The organism is Brytella acorum, from assembly GCF_029309905.1.
GTDB classification, from domain to species: Bacteria; Pseudomonadota; Alphaproteobacteria; order Acetobacterales; family Acetobacteraceae; genus Brytella; species Brytella acorum.
Genome location: NZ_JARBJP010000007.1, coordinates 1 through 19,231, shown reverse-complemented (window position 1 = coordinate 19,231; position 19,231 = coordinate 1). Strand labels below are relative to the sequence as shown.

General features: G+C 62.5%; 21 protein-coding genes. 19 read left to right on the top strand and 2 right to left on the bottom strand.

The features are described from left to right. The first annotated feature begins 112 nt into the window (after positions 1-112). The 13 genes from pyrH (at position 113) to gloA (ending at position 13,062) form a co-directional block, all read left to right on the top strand. Positions 113-850, top strand: a complete 738-nt coding sequence (gene pyrH / locus PWM43_RS11490; RefSeq protein WP_289842658.1) for a UMP kinase — start codon at positions 113-115, stop codon at positions 848-850. 49 nt (positions 851-899) lie between these two features. Continuing rightward, positions 900-1,466 (top strand): ribosome recycling factor, encoded by a 567-nt coding sequence (gene frr / locus PWM43_RS11485; protein ID WP_289842657.1) that lies wholly within the window; start codon positions 900-902, stop codon positions 1,464-1,466. 6 nt (positions 1,467-1,472) lie between these two features. Next, positions 1,473-2,231, top strand: coding sequence for a polyprenyl diphosphate synthase (gene uppS, locus PWM43_RS11480; RefSeq protein ID WP_289842656.1), 759 nt, complete (start codon positions 1,473-1,475; stop codon positions 2,229-2,231). Positions 2,232-2,236: 5 nt separating this feature from the next. Beyond that, a complete protein-coding gene (locus tag PWM43_RS11475; protein WP_289842655.1) occupies positions 2,237-3,073 on the top strand; it encodes a phosphatidate cytidylyltransferase in 837 nt (278 codons plus the stop codon). Between the two features lie 133 nt (positions 3,074-3,206). Then, on the top strand, positions 3,207-4,424 hold the full coding sequence (dxr, locus tag PWM43_RS11470; protein WP_289842654.1) for a 1-deoxy-D-xylulose-5-phosphate reductoisomerase: 1,218 nt from the start codon (positions 3,207-3,209) through the stop codon (positions 4,422-4,424). Beyond that, the gene (gene rseP / locus PWM43_RS11465) at positions 4,417-5,517 is read left to right on the top strand and encodes an RIP metalloprotease RseP (RefSeq protein ID WP_289842653.1); all 1,101 of its coding nucleotides are present in this window, start codon (positions 4,417-4,419) and stop codon (positions 5,515-5,517) included. The genes dxr and rseP overlap by 8 nt, the downstream gene beginning before the upstream one ends. 156 nt (positions 5,518-5,673) lie before the next feature. Next, positions 5,674-8,151: an outer membrane protein assembly factor BamA gene (bamA, locus tag PWM43_RS11460; protein WP_289842652.1), complete on the top strand. Its 2,478-nt coding sequence runs from the start codon at positions 5,674-5,676 to the stop codon at positions 8,149-8,151. A gap of 71 nt (positions 8,152-8,222) precedes the next feature. Beyond that, positions 8,223-9,146, top strand: a complete 924-nt coding sequence (locus PWM43_RS11455) for an OmpH family outer membrane protein (protein ID WP_289842651.1) — start codon at positions 8,223-8,225, stop codon at positions 9,144-9,146. A gap of 2 nt (positions 9,147-9,148) precedes the next feature. Beyond that, the gene (gene lpxD / locus PWM43_RS11450; protein ID WP_289842650.1) at positions 9,149-10,225 is read left to right on the top strand and encodes a UDP-3-O-(3-hydroxymyristoyl)glucosamine N-acyltransferase; all 1,077 of its coding nucleotides are present in this window, start codon (positions 9,149-9,151) and stop codon (positions 10,223-10,225) included. 210 nt (positions 10,226-10,435) lie between these two features. Then, on the top strand, positions 10,436-10,894 hold the full coding sequence (gene fabZ, locus PWM43_RS11445; protein ID WP_289842751.1) for a 3-hydroxyacyl-ACP dehydratase FabZ: 459 nt from the start codon (positions 10,436-10,438) through the stop codon (positions 10,892-10,894). Positions 10,895-10,906: 12 nt separating this feature from the next. Next, on the top strand, positions 10,907-11,773 hold the full coding sequence (gene lpxA / locus PWM43_RS11440; protein WP_289842649.1) for an acyl-ACP--UDP-N-acetylglucosamine O-acyltransferase: 867 nt from the start codon (positions 10,907-10,909) through the stop codon (positions 11,771-11,773). Beyond that, a complete protein-coding gene (locus PWM43_RS11435) occupies positions 11,770-12,630 on the top strand; it encodes an LpxI family protein (RefSeq protein ID WP_289842648.1) in 861 nt (286 codons plus the stop codon). The genes lpxA and PWM43_RS11435 overlap by 4 nt, the downstream gene beginning before the upstream one ends. Positions 12,631-12,666: 36 nt before the next feature. Beyond that, on the top strand, positions 12,667-13,062 hold the full coding sequence (gene gloA / locus PWM43_RS11430; protein WP_289842647.1) for a lactoylglutathione lyase: 396 nt from the start codon (positions 12,667-12,669) through the stop codon (positions 13,060-13,062). 22 nt (positions 13,063-13,084) lie between these two features. Here gloA and PWM43_RS11425 read toward each other — a convergent pair whose 3' ends face one another. Continuing rightward, entirely contained in the window at positions 13,085-13,255 is a 171-nt protein-coding gene (locus tag PWM43_RS11425) for a hypothetical protein (protein WP_289842646.1), read from the bottom strand. A 181-nt stretch (positions 13,256-13,436) separates the two neighbouring features. On the opposite strand from PWM43_RS11425, the gene rpmH reads away from it, so the two are divergent. The 6 genes from rpmH (at position 13,437) to argB (ending at position 17,704) form a co-directional block, all read left to right on the top strand. Further along, positions 13,437-13,571 carry a 50S ribosomal protein L34 gene (rpmH, locus tag PWM43_RS11420; protein ID WP_289842645.1) on the top strand — a complete coding sequence of 45 codons (135 nt, stop codon included), beginning with the start codon at positions 13,437-13,439 and terminating at the stop codon, positions 13,569-13,571. A 15-nt stretch (positions 13,572-13,586) separates the two neighbouring features. After that, on the top strand, positions 13,587-13,934 hold the full coding sequence (rnpA, locus tag PWM43_RS11415) for a ribonuclease P protein component (protein WP_289842644.1): 348 nt from the start codon (positions 13,587-13,589) through the stop codon (positions 13,932-13,934). Then, positions 13,931-14,185, top strand: coding sequence for a membrane protein insertion efficiency factor YidD (yidD, locus tag PWM43_RS11410; protein ID WP_289842643.1), 255 nt, complete (start codon positions 13,931-13,933; stop codon positions 14,183-14,185). The genes rnpA and yidD overlap by 4 nt, the downstream gene beginning before the upstream one ends. A 167-nt stretch (positions 14,186-14,352) precedes the next feature. Further along, positions 14,353-16,101, top strand: a complete 1,749-nt coding sequence (gene yidC, locus PWM43_RS11405; protein WP_289842642.1) for a membrane protein insertase YidC — start codon at positions 14,353-14,355, stop codon at positions 16,099-16,101. Next, entirely contained in the window at positions 16,101-16,781 is a 681-nt protein-coding gene (gene yihA, locus PWM43_RS11400) for a ribosome biogenesis GTP-binding protein YihA/YsxC (RefSeq protein ID WP_289842641.1), read from the top strand. The genes yidC and yihA overlap by 1 nt, the downstream gene beginning before the upstream one ends. 14 nt (positions 16,782-16,795) lie before the next feature. After that, the gene (gene argB, locus PWM43_RS11395) at positions 16,796-17,704 is read left to right on the top strand and encodes an acetylglutamate kinase (protein ID WP_289842640.1); all 909 of its coding nucleotides are present in this window, start codon (positions 16,796-16,798) and stop codon (positions 17,702-17,704) included. A 54-nt stretch (positions 17,705-17,758) separates the two neighbouring features. On the opposite strand, the gene PWM43_RS11390 is transcribed toward argB, so the two are convergent. Then, the gene (locus tag PWM43_RS11390; protein WP_289842639.1) at positions 17,759-19,129 is read right to left on the bottom strand and encodes a GGDEF domain-containing protein; all 1,371 of its coding nucleotides are present in this window, start codon (positions 19,127-19,129) and stop codon (positions 17,759-17,761) included. Between the last annotated feature and the right edge of the window lie 102 nt (positions 19,130-19,231).

Genomic DNA, 19,231 nt, shown 5'->3' with positions numbered 1-19,231 from the left:
AACCGAGCTTGTGAGGTTCCGGCTCGGACGATAAGACAGGCCGGAAGTGTTTCACCCCGTCATGGGGGTGAGCCTGCCGAATGATGCCGTTTTCCAGAATGATATGGGGCCGATGACCGACGCAACCACCGTACCAGCACAGTACCGCCGCGTTCTGCTCAAGGTCTCGGGAGAGGCGCTGATGGGCAGTGGCTCTTTCGGCATCGAGCCCGCCATGGTGGAGATGGTCGCCCGCGATATCGCGGAAGTCGCCCAGGCCGGGATTCAGGTCTGTCTCGTGATCGGCGGTGGCAACATCTTCCGGGGTGTCGCGGCCGCGGCCAAGGGAATGGATCGTACCCAGGGCGACTATGCCGGGATGCTGGCGACGGTCATCAACGCGCTCATGTTGCAGAACGCGCTCGAAAACGTCGGTGTGAATACGCGCGTGATGTCCGCGATCCAGATGTCCGCGATTGCCGAGCCCTATATCCGCCGTCGCGCGGTGCGGCACATGGAAAAGGGACGGGTGGTGATTTTCGCCGCCGGAACGGGCAATCCGTTCTTCACGACGGATACGGCCGCGGCCCTGCGCGCCAATGAAATGGAGTGCGACGCCCTGTTCAAGGGAACGCAGGTCGACGGCGTGTATTCCGCCGATCCGCGCCGCGATCCAAACGCGACGCGCTATGATTCGCTGACCTATATGGACGTCCTGGCGCAGGATCTGAATGTGATGGATGCGGCGGCGATTTCGCTGGCGCGCGAGAACCGCCTTCCGATCGTGGTCTTCAATATGCACTCGGAAGGCGCCTTTCCGGCGGTTCTGCGTGGCGAAGGTCGCTTTACCCGCATCGTCGAGGCTGACTGAACATATGCGCCGTCCCACGGCGCCAGAGTGACTGAGGAGAGCTGTGGCCATGCCCGCCGATCTGAATGACCTGATACAAGATCTGACACGCCGCATGGACGGCGCGGTCGAGAGCCTGCGTCGCGACCTGTCGGGTCTGCGGTCGGGCCGCGCGAGTCCGAACCTGCTGGAGCCCGTACGTGTCGAGGCTTACGGCGGTGAGGTGCCGCTGGGGCAGGTCGGCACGGTGGCTGTCCCCGAAGCGCGCATGCTGACGGTTTCCGTCTGGGACAGGAGTCTGGTCGGCGCCGTGGAGCGCGCGATCCGCGATGCGGGTCTCGGCCTGAACCCGTCGGCCGATGGTCAGACGGTGCGCGTGCCGATCCCCCAGTTGACGGAGGAGCGCCGCAATGAGTTCGTGCGGGCGGCGGGACGTTATGCGGAGAACGCCAAGATCGCGGTGCGCGGCGTGCGTCGTGACGGCATGGAGCAGACCAAGGGTTTCGAGAAAAAGAGCGAAATCAGCCAGGACGACATGAAGGCCTGGACCGACAGCATCCAGAAGCTGACGGATCAGTACATCAAGAATCTTGATGAGATTCTTGCCACCAAGGAACGTGAAATCCGTCAGGTCTGATCGGTCATGTCCGCCTCCGTGCAGCCCGAAACCGGGCGTGATGCGCCCGTGACGGCCGGGGGCGCGCTACCCTCCCATATCGCCTTCATCATGGACGGCAACGGGCGCTGGGCCCGCTCGCGGGGATTGCCGGTGCTGGCGGGGCATCGTGCGGGTGCCGAGGCCGTGCGGCGCTGTGTGCGCGCCGCCGTGGCTCATGGCGTACGCTACGTCACGCTTTATGCGTTTTCGTCGGAAAACTGGCGACGCGGCCCGCGCGAGGTCGGCGACCTCACCAATCTCCTGCGTTACTATCTCCGGCACAAGGTCGCCGAACTGCATGCGCAGGGCGTAAGGCTGCGCCTGATCGGGGAACTGGGCCGCTTCGAGCCCTCGCTGCGCGAAGAAATGGATCGGGCCGAGGCGCTGACGCGCGGCAACACGCGGTTGACGCTCGTTCTGGCCCTGTCCTATGGCGGTCGCGCCGATATTCTCCAGGCGGCCCGCCGTATGGCCGAAGCGGCTGTCCGTGGTGAGATCAGCCTTTCCGCCATCGATGAGACGATGATCGCGGGCCTGCTCCAGACCGGCGACACGCCGGACCCGGATCTCGTCGTGCGGACGAGCGGCGAGCGCCGACTTTCCAATTTCCTTCTCTGGCAGTCGGCTTATGCCGAACTCGCCTTTCTCGATGTCCTGTGGCCCGATTTCACGGAACAGCATTTCGCGCGGCTGCTGGACGATTACGCGGGGCGCGAGCGCCGTTTTGGTGGCCGGAACGCCTGAAAATCATGAACAAGCCTTCTGAAAGCGCCCCTTCGGGCACCAACTGGCATGATCTCGGCACGCGCCTGCTGTCGGCGGCCATCATGTTGCCGCTGGCTTTCGGCGGCATATGGGCCGGTGGGGTTTTCTACGACGTCCTGATCGTGTTCGTGACGCTTGGAATCGTCTATGAGGGCGCGGCACTCCTTCTGCGGCGCCGGAGCGCGGATATCGGCCTGCTGGGCTGGGTGGTCTTCGCCAATGTCGGCGTCCTGCTGGTCGGATGGATCGGCCATCTCGATCCGATGACCGAAATTCTCTTTCTCGCCCTGATGTTCGTCGCCGGGCCACGTGTCGGCCTGCTGGCGGTGATCGCCATGATCGGCGGCCTGTCGCTGCTCTGGTTGCGCGATCTTCCGCATTGGGGACTGGTCTCGGTTTTGTTCGTGCTGTGCATCGTGATCACGAGCGATACGAGTGCGTATGCCGCCGGGCGCATTTTCGGGGGCGCGAAGCTCGCCCCCCGGATCTCGCCGGGCAAGACCCGCTCGGGGGCGCTGGGCGGTCTCGTGGGGGCGGCGATCGTCGGCGGGGTCGTCGCGCAACTGGCTGCTCCGGGCACGTGGCTCGGCGGTCTGATTACCGGCCTGGTTCTCGGTGTGGCTTCGCAATGCGGAGATCTCGCCGAGAGTGCGTTCAAGCGGCGGCTCGGCGTCAAGGATTCCAGCCGCCTCATTCCGGGACATGGGGGACTTCTCGACCGTCTCGACGGGCTTCTCGCGGCCGCCCCGCTGGCGGCGCTGATCTCGATGGCGGTGACGGACGGCCTGACCGGCGGTCCGTTCTGGACGGTCTTATCATGATGGACGGCATCCTTTGCGCGGTCCGGCGGGACGGATGTCGCGCAGCGCGCGCCCACGGTGAGAACAACTTTGGGTGAGAACAACTTTGGATGCGACCAACTTTGAGCGTGACCCACGCGGAGTGTGAAATTCCATGACCACGACCCTTCCTCATCGCGATGTGCGTAGCGTTACGGTGCTCGGCAGCACAGGCAGCATCGGGGGCTCGACGATCGATCTGCTGCTTTCCAACCCGGACCACTTTTCGGTGCGGGCCCTGGTCGGCGGAAAGAACGTCCAGGTTCTGGCGGAACAGGCCAAGGCTCTGAACGCCGAGTTCGCCGTCATCAACGATGAGGCGCAGGGTGAGGCCCTCAAGGCTCTCCTGGCGGGCACGGGCATCCGCACCGGCAGCGGGCGCGCGGCGGTGCTTGAAGCCGCTTCCATCCCGGCGGACTGGACGATGGCCGCCATCACGGGGGCGGCGGGTCTGGAGCCGACGTTGGCTTCGACGCGGAACGGGGGCGCGATCGCTCTGGCGAACAAGGAAGCGCTGGTTTGCGCGGGCGATGTCATGTTGCGCGCGGTGAAGGCGGCGGGGGCGACGCTGTTGCCCGTCGATTCCGAACATAACGCGATTTTCCAGAGTCTCGCGGGCGCACCGATCGGGAGCGTCGAAAAGATCGTCCTGACGGCGTCGGGTGGTCCGTTCCGCACGGCGTCTCTGGAGACGATGCGGGCGGCGACGGTCGAGATGGCGCTCAAGCATCCGACCTGGACCATGGGCGCGAAGATCACCATCGATTCGGCGTCGATGGCGAACAAGGGGCTCGAAGTGATCGAGGCGGCCCGCATCTTCGATCTTGCGGAATCGCAGATTGACGTGCTGGTCCATCCGCAGTCCGCCGTGCATGGCATGGTGCAGTTCCGCGATGGCAGCCTGATCGCCCAGCTTGGCGCGCCGGACATGCGCGTGCCGATCGCCAATACGCTGGCCTGGCCGTACCGAATGGAGACGAACGCGCCCCGCCTCGATCTCGCAATGTTGAGGCGCCTCGATTTCGAAGCGCCGGACATGATTCGTTTTCCTGCCCTGCGTCTCGCGCGCGAGGCCTTGCGCGCGGGCGGTGCCGCCCCCACCATCTTCTCCGCGGCCAACGAGATCGCGGTTGAGGCTTTTCTGACCCGCCGGATCGGGTTTCTGGCGATCGGCGATGTGATCTCCGCGTCCATGGATGCTCTCGGAGCGCCGGTGGTCGACGATCTCGACGCGGTTCTGCACTGGGATGCCGAGGGCCGCCGCGTCGCCCAGGCATTCGTCGAACGTGGCGCGCGTAATTCTGTTGAAGGACCTTCCCTGGCCCATGCATGACCTGATTCGTACGATCGTCGCCTATGTCCTGATCCTGGGACTGCTGGTCTTCGTGCACGAGATGGGACACTTCCTCGCGGCGCGCTGGCGTGGCGTGAAGGTCGATGTGTTCTCGATCGGTTTCGGCCCGGCGTTGTGCCGATGGCATGACCGGTGGGGCACGGAGTGGCGCCTGAGCGCCATTCCTCTGGGTGGCTATGTAAAGCCGCACGGCTTCGAAGGGCCTGATGACGCGACCGATGAACAGAAGGCCGCCTGGATTCCCGGCAAGACCTTTCACGACAAGCCGGTTCTGTCCCGTGCGATCGTCATCGTCGCGGGCCCGCTCTTCAATTTTGGTTTCGCGATATTGCTGTTCGCGCTCTGCTTCACATTGGCGGGCAAGCCCGAAATGCGCTACGACGTCGAGCCCGACGGCGCGGCGGCCCTGGCCGGAATGAAGGCGGGAGACGTGGTCACGCATGTCGATGGTCTGGGCGTTTTCAACATCGCCGATCTCCAGCACCAGATCGCCCCGCGTGCTGGCCAGAAGGTTATGCTGACAGTCATGCGCGATGGACATGAAATCACCATGCCCGCGATGGTTGGCAGCGCGCCCGGCGCGGCGCCCGGGAGTGCTCCCGTGGGCCGTCTGGGCGTCATGGCGATGGCGGTGCCCGGAAAACCCATGTCCGTCGGTTCGGCTTTCGTCGCCGGCATTCATGAGACATGGACCGTTTCGATCGAGACGCTTCAGGGTGTGTGGCAGATTCTGAGCGGTCACCGGAGCGCGCGCGAACTCGGCGGAACCATCCGGATCGCCCAGATGTCGGGGCAGGTCGCGAAATACGGCTTTGTCAGCATAATTTCCTTCATGGCGCTGCTTTCGGTCAATCTCGGGCTGATCAACCTGTTTCCGATCCCCATACTCGATGGCGGGCGACTGACATTCTATACGCTCGAGGCGATCAAGGGGCGGCCGCTGTCCCGCCGGGCGCAGGAAATCGGCTATCAGGCCGGGTTCGCGCTCATCGCCGGACTGTTCCTGTTTTCCACGTTCAACGACCTGAGTAACCTCGGACTGTTCCGCTGGCTTGCGCCACATAGCGGGTGATCGGGCGATCTGTCCGGTAAAACGATGTAACGCGTCGGTGGGGGTGCTTGCGCGATACATGAAAATTCGGATACCTCCGCGTTTGGACGTGCGTGCCTTGGGGTTGCGGTCGGCTGCTGATATGATGCACCGAGCAGCCTCTCACGCCGGAGTGGTATGAAGTGGGGAACGCCCGTCTTGTCAGGTAAACGTCTCGTACTGCTGGCTTCGGCCTGCCTTGCTCCTTTGTTCGTGCAGGGTGTCATGGTTTCGGAAGCCGCGGCCCAGGCACCACATCGCCATCGTGCGGAACCCGCCCGTCAGGTATCGGGGGCGAACAACCGCATCGAGGCCATCACGGTCAACGGCAACAGCCGGATCGAGACGAGCACGGTCATGTCCTACATGGTGGTGCAGCCGGGTGATTCCTTCAATCAGGAGAACCTCGATCGCTCCCTCAAAACCCTTTATGCGACGGGACTGTTCAAGGATGTGACCCTGCGCCGCGAGGGCAGCACGCTGATCGTCGATCTCGTCGAGAATCCGATCGTCAACCGGATCGCGTTCGAAGGAAACAGCGCGATCAAGGACGAGGATCTGCGCAAGGAAATCGCCATGCGTCCGCGCGCGGTGTATTCCGAGCAGGCCGTGGCCGCCGATCGCAAGAAGCTCCTTGATCTCTATGCGTCCAAGGCCCGTTTCGGTGCCACCGTGACGCCGCAGATCATCAATCTTTCCCATAAGCGCGTGGACGTGGTCTTCAAGATCAACGAGGCCCGCCAGACGCTGATCAACAAGATCGCCTTCGTGGGTAACAGCTTCTTCAGCGAGGCCCGCCTTGCTTCGGTCATCTCGTCGAAGGAGACCGAGTGGTACCGGTTCTTTTCGTCTTCGGATGAATATAACCCGGAACGCGTGAAGTATGACGCCGAACTCCTGCGTCGTTTCTACCTACACAACGGCTTCGTCGATTTTCACATGATCAACGCGACGGGCGAGCTCTCTCCCGACCGCAAGACGTTCTACGTGACGTTCACCTTCTCCGAAGGCGAGCGCTATCGGATCGGACGGATGGATGTGCGTTCGAGCCTTCGTCACGTGGATTCGGCATCCCTGAAGAACTATCCCGATCTGTTCCAGCATCAGTGGTATGACGGCACGGCGATCCAGAACAACGCCACGGGTATGCAGGAGCGTCTGCAGGCCGAGGGGCATCCGTTTGCGATGGTCCGTCCGGTGATCGCGCGCAATCCGGAGAAGAAGGTCGTGAACCTTCTTTTTGATGTCACCGAAGGGCCGAAAGTGTATGTCGAGCGCATCGACATCAACGGTAACACCATTACGCAGGACAAGGTGCTGCGTCGCCAGCTTCCCATGGCCGAAGGCGACCCGTACACTCCGGCGGACAAGAAATATTCCAAGATGATCCTTGAGGATCTCGGGTATTTCAAAACCGTTTCCGTCGACCAGGCCCAGGGCTCTTCCGCCGATCGGGTGAATGTCTCGGCCAATGTCGTGGAAAAGCCCACAGGCGAGTTTTCTCTGGGTGGCGGTTACTCGACGGACGTCGGCGTGCTCGGCAATATCGCGCTCAAGCAGCACAACCTGCTCGGTACGGGCGTCGATGCGGGTATTTCCGGGACGGTCGCCTATTACGAAAAGCAGGTCGATCTCGCGATTACCGATCCCTACTTCCTGGATCGCAACCTCGTCGCCGGTATCGATATTTTCGGTATCCAGAACAACTACATGACTTACCAGTCCTATAAGGAAGGCCGTTTCGGCGCCACCTTGCGGCTGGGCTATTCGTATAACCGCTACCTGTCGCAGTCGTGGAGCTATTCGATCATCGATCGTGACGTCGGCAGCTTCTACAGTCTCGACGAAGCCTCGACGTATGGCTACGAATACGTGCCGTCGATCTATGTGCAGCAGTCACGTGGCTGGTCGGTTCTCTCCCAGCTCAGCAGCACGATGACCTATGATCGTCGTGATAATCGTACGCGGCCGCACAAGGGTTTCGTGGTCAACGTGGCGGGCGATGTCGCAGGTCTGGGCGGTGACACCCGATACATTCGTGGCAAGGTCGACGCGGCCTATTATGTTCCGCTCGATTCCCTGACCGGCAGCCATGACTGGACGCTGCAATTCAAGGCGGGTGCCGGTTATATGGCGGACTGGGGCCACGGCAACGTCAACATCATCGATAACTTCTATCTTGGTGGTGAAAACCTGCGTGGCTTCCTTCAGGGTGGCGTCGGACCGCGATCGGGTCACTATATCCAGGACGGCAAGGTTCTGCCGGCACAGGGTCAGGAAGATCTGATCGGGGGTCGCTTTATCTACACGGCTTCCGCTCAGCTCAACTTCCCGCTGCCCATGGGTGATGACGTCGGCATTTCCGGACGCGGGTTCATCGACGCTGGTAGCGTCGCCGGATTGCGTGTCAAGAACCGCTACACCGACATGGCCACGGACGGCGCCAATTACACGCCCGTCACGGGCGATACGATGGTCCCGCGCGTTTCAGGCGGTCTGGGTATATCGTGGAAGAGCCCGTTCGGTCTCGTCAACATCGATGGCGCATTGCCGATCCTCAAGTCGCGCAACGACCGTCTCTATCCGCTCCGCTTTGGTTTCGGTCAGCAGTTCTGACGCGCAAGCCGATTTTTTCTGCCGGGACAGCCGTGCTGTCCCGGCATCCGTCATATTACGCCGAGGTTTCGATGTCCTTGTTTTCCGGCGCCCGTCTGAAATCTGGCGCTCTCGTTCTGACATTCCTTTCCAGCGCCGCCTTCGCCGCGCCGGTCTTCGCGCAGTCCGCGTCCGGCGGGAATGGCGGCTGGTTCGTGCCGAAGGCCGCCGAGCCGCCGAAGGCCGCCCCCGCGCAACGTGTCGTGCGTCGTGCCGTTCCGGTTCAGGACGCTGACGATGGAGGGCAGGGTGACGAGGGTGGTCAGCCGCAGCAGTCGGAAACAGCGCCCGTTCTCCCGCTCCCTCCGATTCCTGATTCTCCTGACCTTCCCAAGGAAGCGCCGCCGCCAGCCTCCGTCATCGGCGTGATCAGCGTGCCGAGCGTGATGCGGATGTCGTCAGCCGCCGACGAGGCGCAGCATATTCTCGGTGGTCGTCGCGATACACTCGCGGCTGCGGCTCAGAAAGAGCAGTCGGCCTGGCGCGCCGAGCAGCAGAAGCTGCAGAACGATGCGCGCTCGCTGTCGTCCGACCAGATCCAGGCGCGGGAACGCCACCTTCAGGAACGTCGGGCGAAGGCCCAGCGTGATTTCGCGAACCGGGCCCGGATTATCCAGGAAGCCGCCAACGTCTCGCTCAACCAGATCGAACGCGAACTGGTGCGCATCGTCCGTCAGGTGGCTCAGGCTCACGGCATGAATATCGTGATGCATAGCGAGCAGATCGCGCTGCATGTTCCCGAGCAGGACATCACGCAGGAAGTCGCCAACCAGTTGAACAAGATCCTGCCGCATGTCTTCATTCCCGCCGAGGATGTGGATCCGGAGGTCATGGCGAAGTCCGGCAAATTCCCGACGACCGCCGATCCCGCGCAGGCCGAGGATCAGGCTCCGGCCTCCGCTCCGGCGCAATCGGCTTCCGCTCCAGGTGACTCTGTCCTGAGGCGGCATCGCTGATCATGTCGGATCATTCGCTTCCGGGAGATGCGCGTTTTTTCACGCGTATGGGGCCGTTTCCGGCCTCGCGTCTGGCTGAAGCGGCTGACGCCGAAATCGTTGCGGGCAGTGCCGCACCGGTGGACGTCCTGTTTCGTGGGGTCGCACCTTTGCAATCGGCGACGGCGCAGGACATCAGTTTTCTCGATAACCGTCGCTATCTCCCGCTTCTGGGCGAGACGCGCGCGGGAGCAGTTGTGCTTGGGCAGGCCTTTCGCGACCAGATTCCGCCTCATGCGATCGGCCTGGTGTGCAAATCGCCCTATCTGGCCTGGGCGCGTGTCGCGAGCCTGTTTCATCCGGTCACGCCAGCCCGGCCCGGTATACATCCTTCAGCGGTCGTGGGCGCCGACGTTTCGATCGCGCCGGATGTCGAGGTTGGCCCCTTTGCCGTCATTGGCGATCGGGTGGTGATCGGCGCGGGGACGGCCATCAGTGCCCACGCCGTCATTGGTGATGGAGTACGGATCGGCGAGCGCTGCCGGATCGGGGCGCATGTTGCGGCGTCTCATGCCCTGATCGGACATCGTGTGACGCTGTATTCCGGTGCGCGCATCGGTCAGGACGGTTTTGGCTTCGCGGTGGGACCGGCCGGATTCGAGAGCGTCCCGCAACTGGGGCGGGTCGTGATCGAAGACGATGTCGAAATCGGTGCCAATGCCACGATCGACCGGGGATCCATGCGTGATACGGTGATCGGAGCCGGTTCGCGTATCGATAATCTGGTCCAGATCGGGCATAATGCGCAGCTTGGCCGCTGTTGCATCGTCGTTTCCCAGGCCGGTATTTCCGGCTCGACCGAACTGGGCGACTATGTGACGATCGCCGCACAGGCGGGGTTGATCGGGCATATCAAGATCGGAGACAAGGCGCGCATCGGCGCACAGTGCGGCGTGATGTCCGACGTCGAAGCGGGTGCCGATGTCATTGGCAGTCCGGCGATGCCGTTCAGGGAGTTTTTCCGCAACGTCGCCGTATTGCGCAAACTCGCGCGGCGTCCGGACAAGCCTTCATCCGAAGCGGATAAGGCTGCCGGTTAGCACGATGGAGCGTCTTGCCGGCATACGACTGGTGGCAAGTGCGGTCGCCGTTTGCTACAGGGCGGGGAAACGCCACCTGTGGCGGGACGTTTTTGGGTATGAGACACAGGCGAAATCCCGCGATGGGTTCACATCGGGGAACAGGCCACGGGAGCGAGGTTTCTAATGGATTCGACGGCGGAACAGGGTGAGGTCAAGGTTTTGACGGACATGCCGGACGCACCCGCGACCATCGAAGCAATCGACATCATGCGGATCATGGCTGCGATCCCGCACCGTTACCCTTTTCTGATGATCGACCGGATGGTGGACATCGTGCTGGGCGAATCCGCCGTCGGTGTGAAGAATGTCTCGATCAACGAGCCTTTCTTTCAGGGTCATTTCCCTTCGCAGCCGGTCATGCCGGGCGTGTTGATCATCGAGGCGATGGCGCAGACCGCGGCGACGCTGGTGGTCCTCACGCTTGGCGCGGCTTTTGAAGGCAAGCTCGTCTATTTCATGACGATCGAGAGTGCGAAGTTCCGTCGCCCCGTCGCTCCGGGGGATCAGCTGCGTATTCACGTCGAGAAAGAGCGCGCCCGTGCGAATGTATGGCGTTTCAAGGGCGTGGCGCGCGTGGACGGACACGCTGTGGCCGAGGCCACGTTCAGCGCCATGATCATGGGCTAGGCGGATCCCTACGTGAATCATACCTCCTCACGCGATTCGTCGATTATCGTTCATCCCAGCGCGATCGTCGATCCGCTCGCCCGGATCGGGGCGGGAACGCAGATCGGCCCGTGGTGCATGGTCGGCCCGGATGTCGTGCTGGGCGACGGCGTTCGTCTTCATGCCAATGTCGTCATCGACGGTCATACGCGGCTCGGAGACGGCGTCGAGGTCTTTCCGTTCGTAACCATCGGCATGGCGCCGCAGGATCTCAAATATCGTGGCGAGCCGACACGATGCGAGATCGGCTCCCGAACGGTGATCCGCGAAAACGTGACCATCCATCGTGGCACCGCGCAGGGCCATCAATTGACGAAGATCGGGGCTCACTGCCTCATCATGGCCAATTCGCACGTGGCGCATGACTGCTTCATCGGCGATGGCGTCATCATCGTGAACAACGTGGTGATGGGCGGTCATGTCGTGATCGGCGATGGCGCGCGTATCATGGGATCGGCGGCCCTGCATCAGTTCGTGCGGATCGGACATGGTGCGCTGGTCGGCGGCGTCTGCGGTGTGGAAGCGGATGTCATTCCTTACGGCAGTGTGCTCGGAAACCGTGCGCGTCTCGTCGGCCTGCACTGGATCTGGCTGCGTCGGCAGGGCGTGGACGCAGCCGAAATCCAGGCGATGCGCAGGGCCTTTCGCATTCTCTATCCGCGCACGGGAGCCACGGCGCGCGACGGTGTTCTCGAGGAGCGCGTGAACATCGTGCGTCGCGAGTTCGCCGATATCCCGCGTGTGCTGGAAATCGTGGCGTTCATGGAAGCGCCCAGCCGTCGCGGACTCGTAAGAGGTCGGCGTCCTGGCAGCGACACGAGCGACATCGAGGGCGCATGACGGCCTCGCCGGTCGGCGTTCTGGCCGGAGGCGGCCCTCTTCCCGCGCAGGTTGCGGAAGCGATCGAAGCCCGCGGCGGGCATGTCTTCGTCATCGCCTTTCAGGATTTCGCCGATCTGTCGCGTCTTGCACGCTGGCCCCATCGCGTTGTGCGGCTGGCTGCGGCCGGTGAGATTCTCTCGACGTTGAGAAAGGCCGGGTGTCGCGATCTCGTGCTGATCGGGCCTGTTCGTCGGCCAGCCCTGTGGGATCTGCGGCCCGATGCCGAAGGCGCGCGGATTATGGCGCGCATCGGCCGCGCCCTGTTCGGCGGCGATGACGGACTGCTGGGCGCGCTGGTGAAGGTTCTCGGCGAAGAGGGGTTCCGGATCAGGGGCGCCCATGAATTTCTCGACCAGTCACTCGGCCGTCCCGGCGCCATGGGACGGGTTCGCCCCGATGCGCAGGCCTTGCAGGATATCAGGCGCGGTGTGGCTGTGATCCGTGCCCTCGGCGCACTGGATATCGGACAGGGATGCGTCGTTCAGGATAACCTCGTCCTGGCGGTGGAGGCTCTCGAAGGGACGGATGCCATGCTGGCCCGCTGCCACGCTCTGAAGCAGCCCGGGCCGGGAGGTGTTCTGGTCAAGACGCTCAAACCCGGTCAGGAGGCGAGAGCCGACATGCCGACGATCGGGCCGGTCACAATCCGCAATGCCGCGGCAACCGGGCTGCGCGGTGTCGCGTTTCAGGCCGGAAGCACTTTGCTGACCGACCCTGAGGCCTGTGTGCGGGCCGCCGATGAACTCGGACTTTTCCTCTTCGGGATCGACGCTGCCCAGATGGGCGAGCGCGAAGTGGCGTCGGCTTCGACCTGAATTATCCGTATCTTATCATTCACGTGGAGAAAGAAATTGGCTTCCTATCTGCATACGATGGTCCGCGTCAGCAATCTCGAGCGCAGTATTGCTTTCTACAAGGTGCTCGGCTTGAAGGAACTGCGTCGCCGCGAGGTGCCGGATGGCAAATACACGCTCGTTTTCATGGGTTTCGAAGACAATGCTCATGGACAGGCGGAAATCGAGCTGACGTATAACTGGGGTCATGACGAGCCTTACGAGGTCGGTACCGGCTTCGGTCACTTCGCGCTGGGTTATGACGACGTCGCGCGCGTGGTCGAGAAGGTGCGCGAGGCTGGCGGCAAGGTAACGCGTGAAGCGGGGCCGGTGAAGTTCGGCACCACGGTCATTGCGTTCGTCGAAGATCCGGACGGCTACAAGATCGAGTTCATCCAGCGCGGCACGCTCTGAGACGCTTCGGGCTGAAGCGTTTTCAGGACTTTGTCGTTGTCCGTAGAAGTACGGTCGCCGATTCGATCGCGGCAATGATCGTTTCGGCCTGACGCCGGACGTCCGGATCGGGGTGCTGCGACAGGATGTCGGCGGTCAGTAGGGCCGGGGACAGCCGGTTGCGCAGATCATGGCGCAGCTTCTTCAGGTCCATGCATGAGTCTGCCTCGTGTTCGTCGGGTTGTGGCATGATCATCCTTTTCTCGCCGTAAAAAGGCGGAGTTCATTGACAGTTGGCTGCGGGGTCCGTAAAAGCCCGCGCCTGAGATGAGAGGCGCGAGACGCGTCGTTCCTGTGCGGCATGCGCCGCGCATACCGTAGAAGGGATTAGAGATATGAAGCGCACCTATCAGCCTTCCAAGATCGTTCGCAAGCGTCGTCATGGTTTCCGCGCCCGCACGGCGACTGTCGGTGGTCGTCGCGTTCTGGCGAACCGTCGCTCCAAGGGACGCGCGAAGCTCTCGGCTTGAAGATCACGGGCTTTTATGCCCGTTCAGCCTGACAGGCTGAGGAAACGCCCGCAGTTTCTGCGGGTTGCCGGGCGTGGCCGCAAGGTCGCCATGCCCGGCGTCGTGTTGCAGGTGCTCGCCCATAAGGATGAGGCGCCGCCACGAGCCGGTTTTACCGTGACAAAAAAAGTGGGTAATTCCGTGGTCCGCAACCGGACGCGCCGGTTGCTGCGCGAGGCGTTGCGCGCGGTGGCCCGCGAAGAGGCTCTCGCGCCTGTCGACATCGTGCTCATCGGGCGGGATGCGACTCGCGCCCGCGGATTCGGCGTTCTCGTCGAGGACCTGCGACGGGCGCTGCGCAAAGGCGGCGCTTTGAAGGGGTGAATGCTCCGGGGCCTGGCGCGCGCCTCGTTCTGGTGCTGATCCGTTTCTATCAGTGGTTCATCAGCCCCCAGCTTGGCAGTAATTGCCGTTTCAATCCCACGTGCAGCGCCTATGCGATGACGGCCGTTCGGCGCCACGGCGCCATACGGGGCGGCTGGCTGGCTTTTCGCCGGGTGCTACGCTGTCATCCTTTCTCCCGCGGCGGTCACGATCCAGTGCCGGACAGCCACGACCACCGGAAATGCAAGTGACCAGCCGAGCTAATTTGTTCGCGCCTATTGTTTTGCGCGGCATTTTCGGCCAACTGACGCGTGATCCTCGGGCGTTCTGTCGTGAATGCCTGTCTCCTCTGTGAACCAACGGGTCGTGGCGTGCTGTCCCTGCGTGCTGCCCGAAAAGAAAGACCGGCACTCCGCTGATGGAAATGAAGCGCATCATCGTGGCCGTCGCGCTGTCCTTCGCGATTCTTATCGGTTTCGATTATTTCGTGCCGAATCATCCCAAGGATGATCCCGCGAAGCAGAAGACGTCTCAGACCGAGCCGCAGAAGAAGAAGGAAACGCCGCTTGGCGTGCCCGCTTCGTCCTCGCCTTCGAACACGGCTGATGCGGCCCCCGCATCGGAAGCGGCGCGGCTGCATGTCGAGGGGCCGGATGTGCAGGGTTCGATCAATCTGCGCGGCGCGCGCTTCGACGATCTCGTGTTGACGCATTATCACGAGACCCTCGACAAAGGCAGCCCGCTGGTTCGCCTTCTGGAGAAGCGTGAAGGCACCGAGCCGAGCTTCGTGGAAGTGGGCTGGCAGAACGCGCCGGGCTCCAGTGCGAAGCTGCCCGATGAGAATACGGACTGGTCGACGAGCGACAAGGAACTGTCGCCGGATCATCCCGTGACCCTGCATTGGGATAACGGTCAGGGACTTCTGTTCTCGATCGTGCTGACCATCGACCGCCGTTACATGGCCGAAGTCACGCAGAAGGTCGAGAATCACTCGGAGCAGCCGGTCTCTCTGATCCCCTATCAGCGCGTCGAGCGCGACTTTACGCCGGTGGAGACGGGCGGCTGGATCGTTCATGAAGGACCTCTGTCGGTCATCAACAACCGCCTCAACGAGGATTCCTACAAGAACATGCGCAAGGGCGCGAGCAATCCGGGCAACCAGTCCTGGGGCGCGAACGGAACCGGCGGCTGGGGCGGCATCACGGATAAATACTGGCTGACGGCGGTCGTCCCCGACCAGACGGCGCCCGTGTCCATCCATTACCAGTATCTCCCGCAGGGCGAGGGTGGTTCATACCGCGTCGAATTCACCTCCCAGGCGCCGCAGAGCGTGGCCGCGGGTGCGAGCCTTGAGACCGGCAGCCGGGTTTTCGCCGGCGCCAAGGAAGTCGAACTGCTCGACGACTACACCAACGAGCTGAAAATCCCCTATTTCTACAAGGCCGTGGACTTCGGATGGTTCGCTTTCCTGACGCGCCCGATGTTCCATATCCTGCACTGGCTCTATGGCCATATCGGCAATTTCGGTCTGGCCCTGATGGTCCTGACGCTCATCGTCAAGCTGATTCTCTATCCGCTGGCGACACGGTCCTTCACGTCCATGGCGAGAATGCGGGCGCTGTCGCCGCGTATTCAGGCGATCCGCGAACACGCCAAATCCGATCCGACCGCGATGAACCAGCAGATCATGGCGCTTTATCGCGAGGAGGGCGTCAATCCCGCTGGCGGCTGTCTGCCGATCCTGATCCAGGCACCCGTGGCGTTCTGCCTCTACAAGGTCCTGAACATCACGATCGAAATGCGTCACGCACCGTTTTTCGGCTGGATTCGCGATCTCTCCGCGCCCGATCCGACGAACATCTTCAACCTGTTCGGGTTGATTCCGTTCGATCCGACCCATCTGTCCGAGATGCTGCATATCGGCATCTGGCCGATCCTGTTCGGCGGGACGATCTGGCTCATGCAGCGCCAGAGCAGCATTACGATGGATCCGGCGCAGCAGCGCATGATGCAGTTCATGCCGATCCTGTATGTCTTCTTCCTCGGGCGTCTGTCGGCTGGCATCGTGATCTACTATACGTGGAACAACGTCCTGACCTTCGCTCAGCAGAGCCTGATCCAGCATCGCACGAAGGTCGCGGACAGCAAGGTGCCCGGCAAGTCGTGATGAGTCCTGATGAATCCGCCGTCCTGACGCCCGAGCAGATCGAAGCGGGTCGTTTGTTGTTTGCGTCCGAATGCACATTTTTTTTCGGTTCGCAGACGCTTGATCAGTTGCCGCCGCCCGGAGTTGCCGAAATCGCCTTCGCGGGGCGGTCCAATGTGGGCAAGTCGAGTCTGATCAATGCCATGACGGGCCGCAACCGGCTGGCGCGCGCCTCATCCGAACCGGGGCGCACCAAACAGCTCAACTTTTTCAATCTCGGCGACCGCCTCACCCTGGTCGACATGCCTGGTTATGGTTTCGCCAAGGCGGCCAAGGCGGTCAAGGAAGATTGGCAGAACATGATGTTCACCTATCTTCGTGGGCGCACCGTTCTGCAGCGCGTGCTTCTGCTGCTGGATGCGCGCATCGAACTGAAGCCCTCCGATCGCGACGTCATGGAACTGCTGGACAAGGCGGCCGTGGTGTTTCAGGTGGTCCTGACCAAATGTGACGCGCTCAAACCCGGACGTCTGGACGCCAAGCGGCGTGAAGTCGAAGCGGAAATGGCCAGACACCCGGCGGCATATCCGCATCTCGTGCTGACGAGTAGCGAGACGGGTATGGGGATCGACACGCTGCGTGCCGAAATGGCGCGGCTGGTCGAAATGGGAGAGGCGCGCCAGGCACACGCCGAATCATGAGCGGAGGGGCAGACATGACCGACCCGGTGAGTGAAACGTACGAAGATCCGCAGCGGCAGGCCGCGATCCTGGCCAGCGCGCTGCCGTTTCTCAGGCGTTATGCAGGCGATACCATCGTTGTGAAATACGGCGGCCATGCCATGGGCGAGGCGCGTCTTTCCGATGCGTTCGGGCGGGATATCGCGCTGCTCAAACTGGTTGGGATCAATCCGATCGTGGTGCATGGCGGCGGGCCGCAGATCAGTGCCATGCTGGAGCGGCTTCAGATCCGGTCCAACTTCGTCGACGGCCTGCGGATCACGGATGCCGCGATGGTCGATGTCATCGAAATGGTGCTGTCGGGTTCGGTGAACAAACAGGTCGCCGATCTCATCAACCGCGCCGGGGCGCTGGCAGTGGGTCTCTCAGGCAAGGATGGGGGGTTGATCCGGGCCCGCAAGCTGATGCGCACCGCGCGCGATCCGGACAGCCAGATCGAACGCGTGATGGATCTCGGCTTTGTCGGTGAGCCGGTGCGTGTGGATCCGCGCGTGCTGTATGCGCTGCTGGGGTCCGGTCTGATCCCTGTGATCGCGCCAGTCGGCGTCGGCGAAAACGGCGAGACCTATAACATCAACGCGGATACGGCGGCCGGGGCCATCGCGTCCGCCGTCAACGCGTCGCGTCTGCTGATGCTCACGGATGTGGCGGGCGTTCTCGACGAGAACGGCGATCTGATCCCCGAACTGACGGCCGAAGAGGCGCATCGGCTGATCGAGAACGGTCAGATCCGGGGCGGGATGATCCCCAAGGTCGAAACCTGTCTGCGCGCGGTGCGCGAGGGTGCGAAGGCGGCCGTGATCATGGATGGTCGCGTGGCTCATGCCAGTCTTCTGGAGCTGTTCACCAAGACGGGTTCGGGGACGTTGATCCGGGCGCGGTGACGCGCCCGCCCGTGCCCGGCGCATGCGCGGCGGGATCTCTATGGGGAGGCGTGTTCAGGGCACCTCATGGCAGAACTGCCATGGCCGGTTGCTGTCCTCGGCGCGCATGAGCGCGCGCTTGGCGTGTTCGATCAGTTCCTGCGGGTCATCCGTCACGCCGCTTTCCCGGCACATGACGCCGATCCGAATGGGCAGATGATGAGGTTCGTCCAGCAGGAGCGGCGCCCCGTGCAGACAGATACGATCTGCACGCTCGGCCGCGGCGAAGCGATCCGCGCTGTCCATCCAGATGGCGAAGGTGTCGACGCCGAGGCGGCCAATGGCATCCGTTGCCCGGACTGATTTTTCGAGCAGCTTGCTGATCTGCTCCGTTATGCTGAGGAGACGATCGGTATCTGTGGTGTTGAGGAGATCGATCAGTCCCTCGACGCGGATCACCATCAGGCTGGCGGGCAGTTCCAACTGATCGAGGCGCGAAAGGCGTCGGTCTACGGCGGCGAGAAAACCGCGCGTGTTCAGCAGATGAGACGACAGGTCAATGGGCAGGGTCTTGAGGATATGGCGATGCAGCGTGTCCGTTTCCACAAAGCCGGCCATCAGATCCAGCGCGAAAGCGGCAACGTCGATTTCATGATCTGACCATGGCTTGTTACGGAAAAGGAAGAGGCCCAGTTCCCCGATGGCGCGAAGCGGCGTGGTCAACCAGAGAGCGACGCCTTCGCTCGCATCTTTGACGCGTCGGCAGGGGGCGGGTTCGTCGAAAACCGCGAAGTCGGCGAGGAGATGCGCGTCCAGGGGCGGCCCGGAAGTTTTCATGAGCGTCCATCGTGACGTGCCGGTCGCTGCCGCGTCCACACCCAGTGCATTGTCCGTGAAGAGGATCGCAGCGTGGGCGTCGAAAAAGGAACGAAGCGCGTCCAGCGCATCCTGACAGGCAATGCGCGTGTCCGGAGTCTTGCGAAAGACATCCAGAACGATGCGACCGACAAGGATGCCCGCGTTCGAAGTCATGGCGGTGGCGAGAGAGACAGGCATTCGCAGAAGGCCCCCACGCGATCCGCGCAACAGCCCGTCAGGATCCAGATAGGGCAGGGCGCAGAGATGGACATTGTTGGGAAGGATCTCGCGGATGTGGGGAATGCTCGCATCGAAGGGCGTGGTCCTGTCATCCCATATGGCATTGGCATTGGTTCCCAGTGAGGGGAGAGCACCGGACCAGTTCAACGGCACGAGGGCCGTCAGGGCGCCATCGGCATCCGTCTCGAAAAGAAGATCGAAAATCGCCCGTCCAAGCCTTCGCCAGCGTTCCCGACTTTCCATGAGAGAGAATACCAGAGCGGTATCGATCGTCGCCGGAATCGGCGAAGGCTCGATGGTGGGGTCGGAAGGGCTGGCAACAGGCCCGGAGAATCGGGGTGCTTTCATGAGCGTGGGAACTAGAGCACGTCCACTGAACGATGAATCGTGTGGGGTGACATGGGGCATAGATTGTGATTCACCGTTTCCATTGATGGAGATGGTGATGGC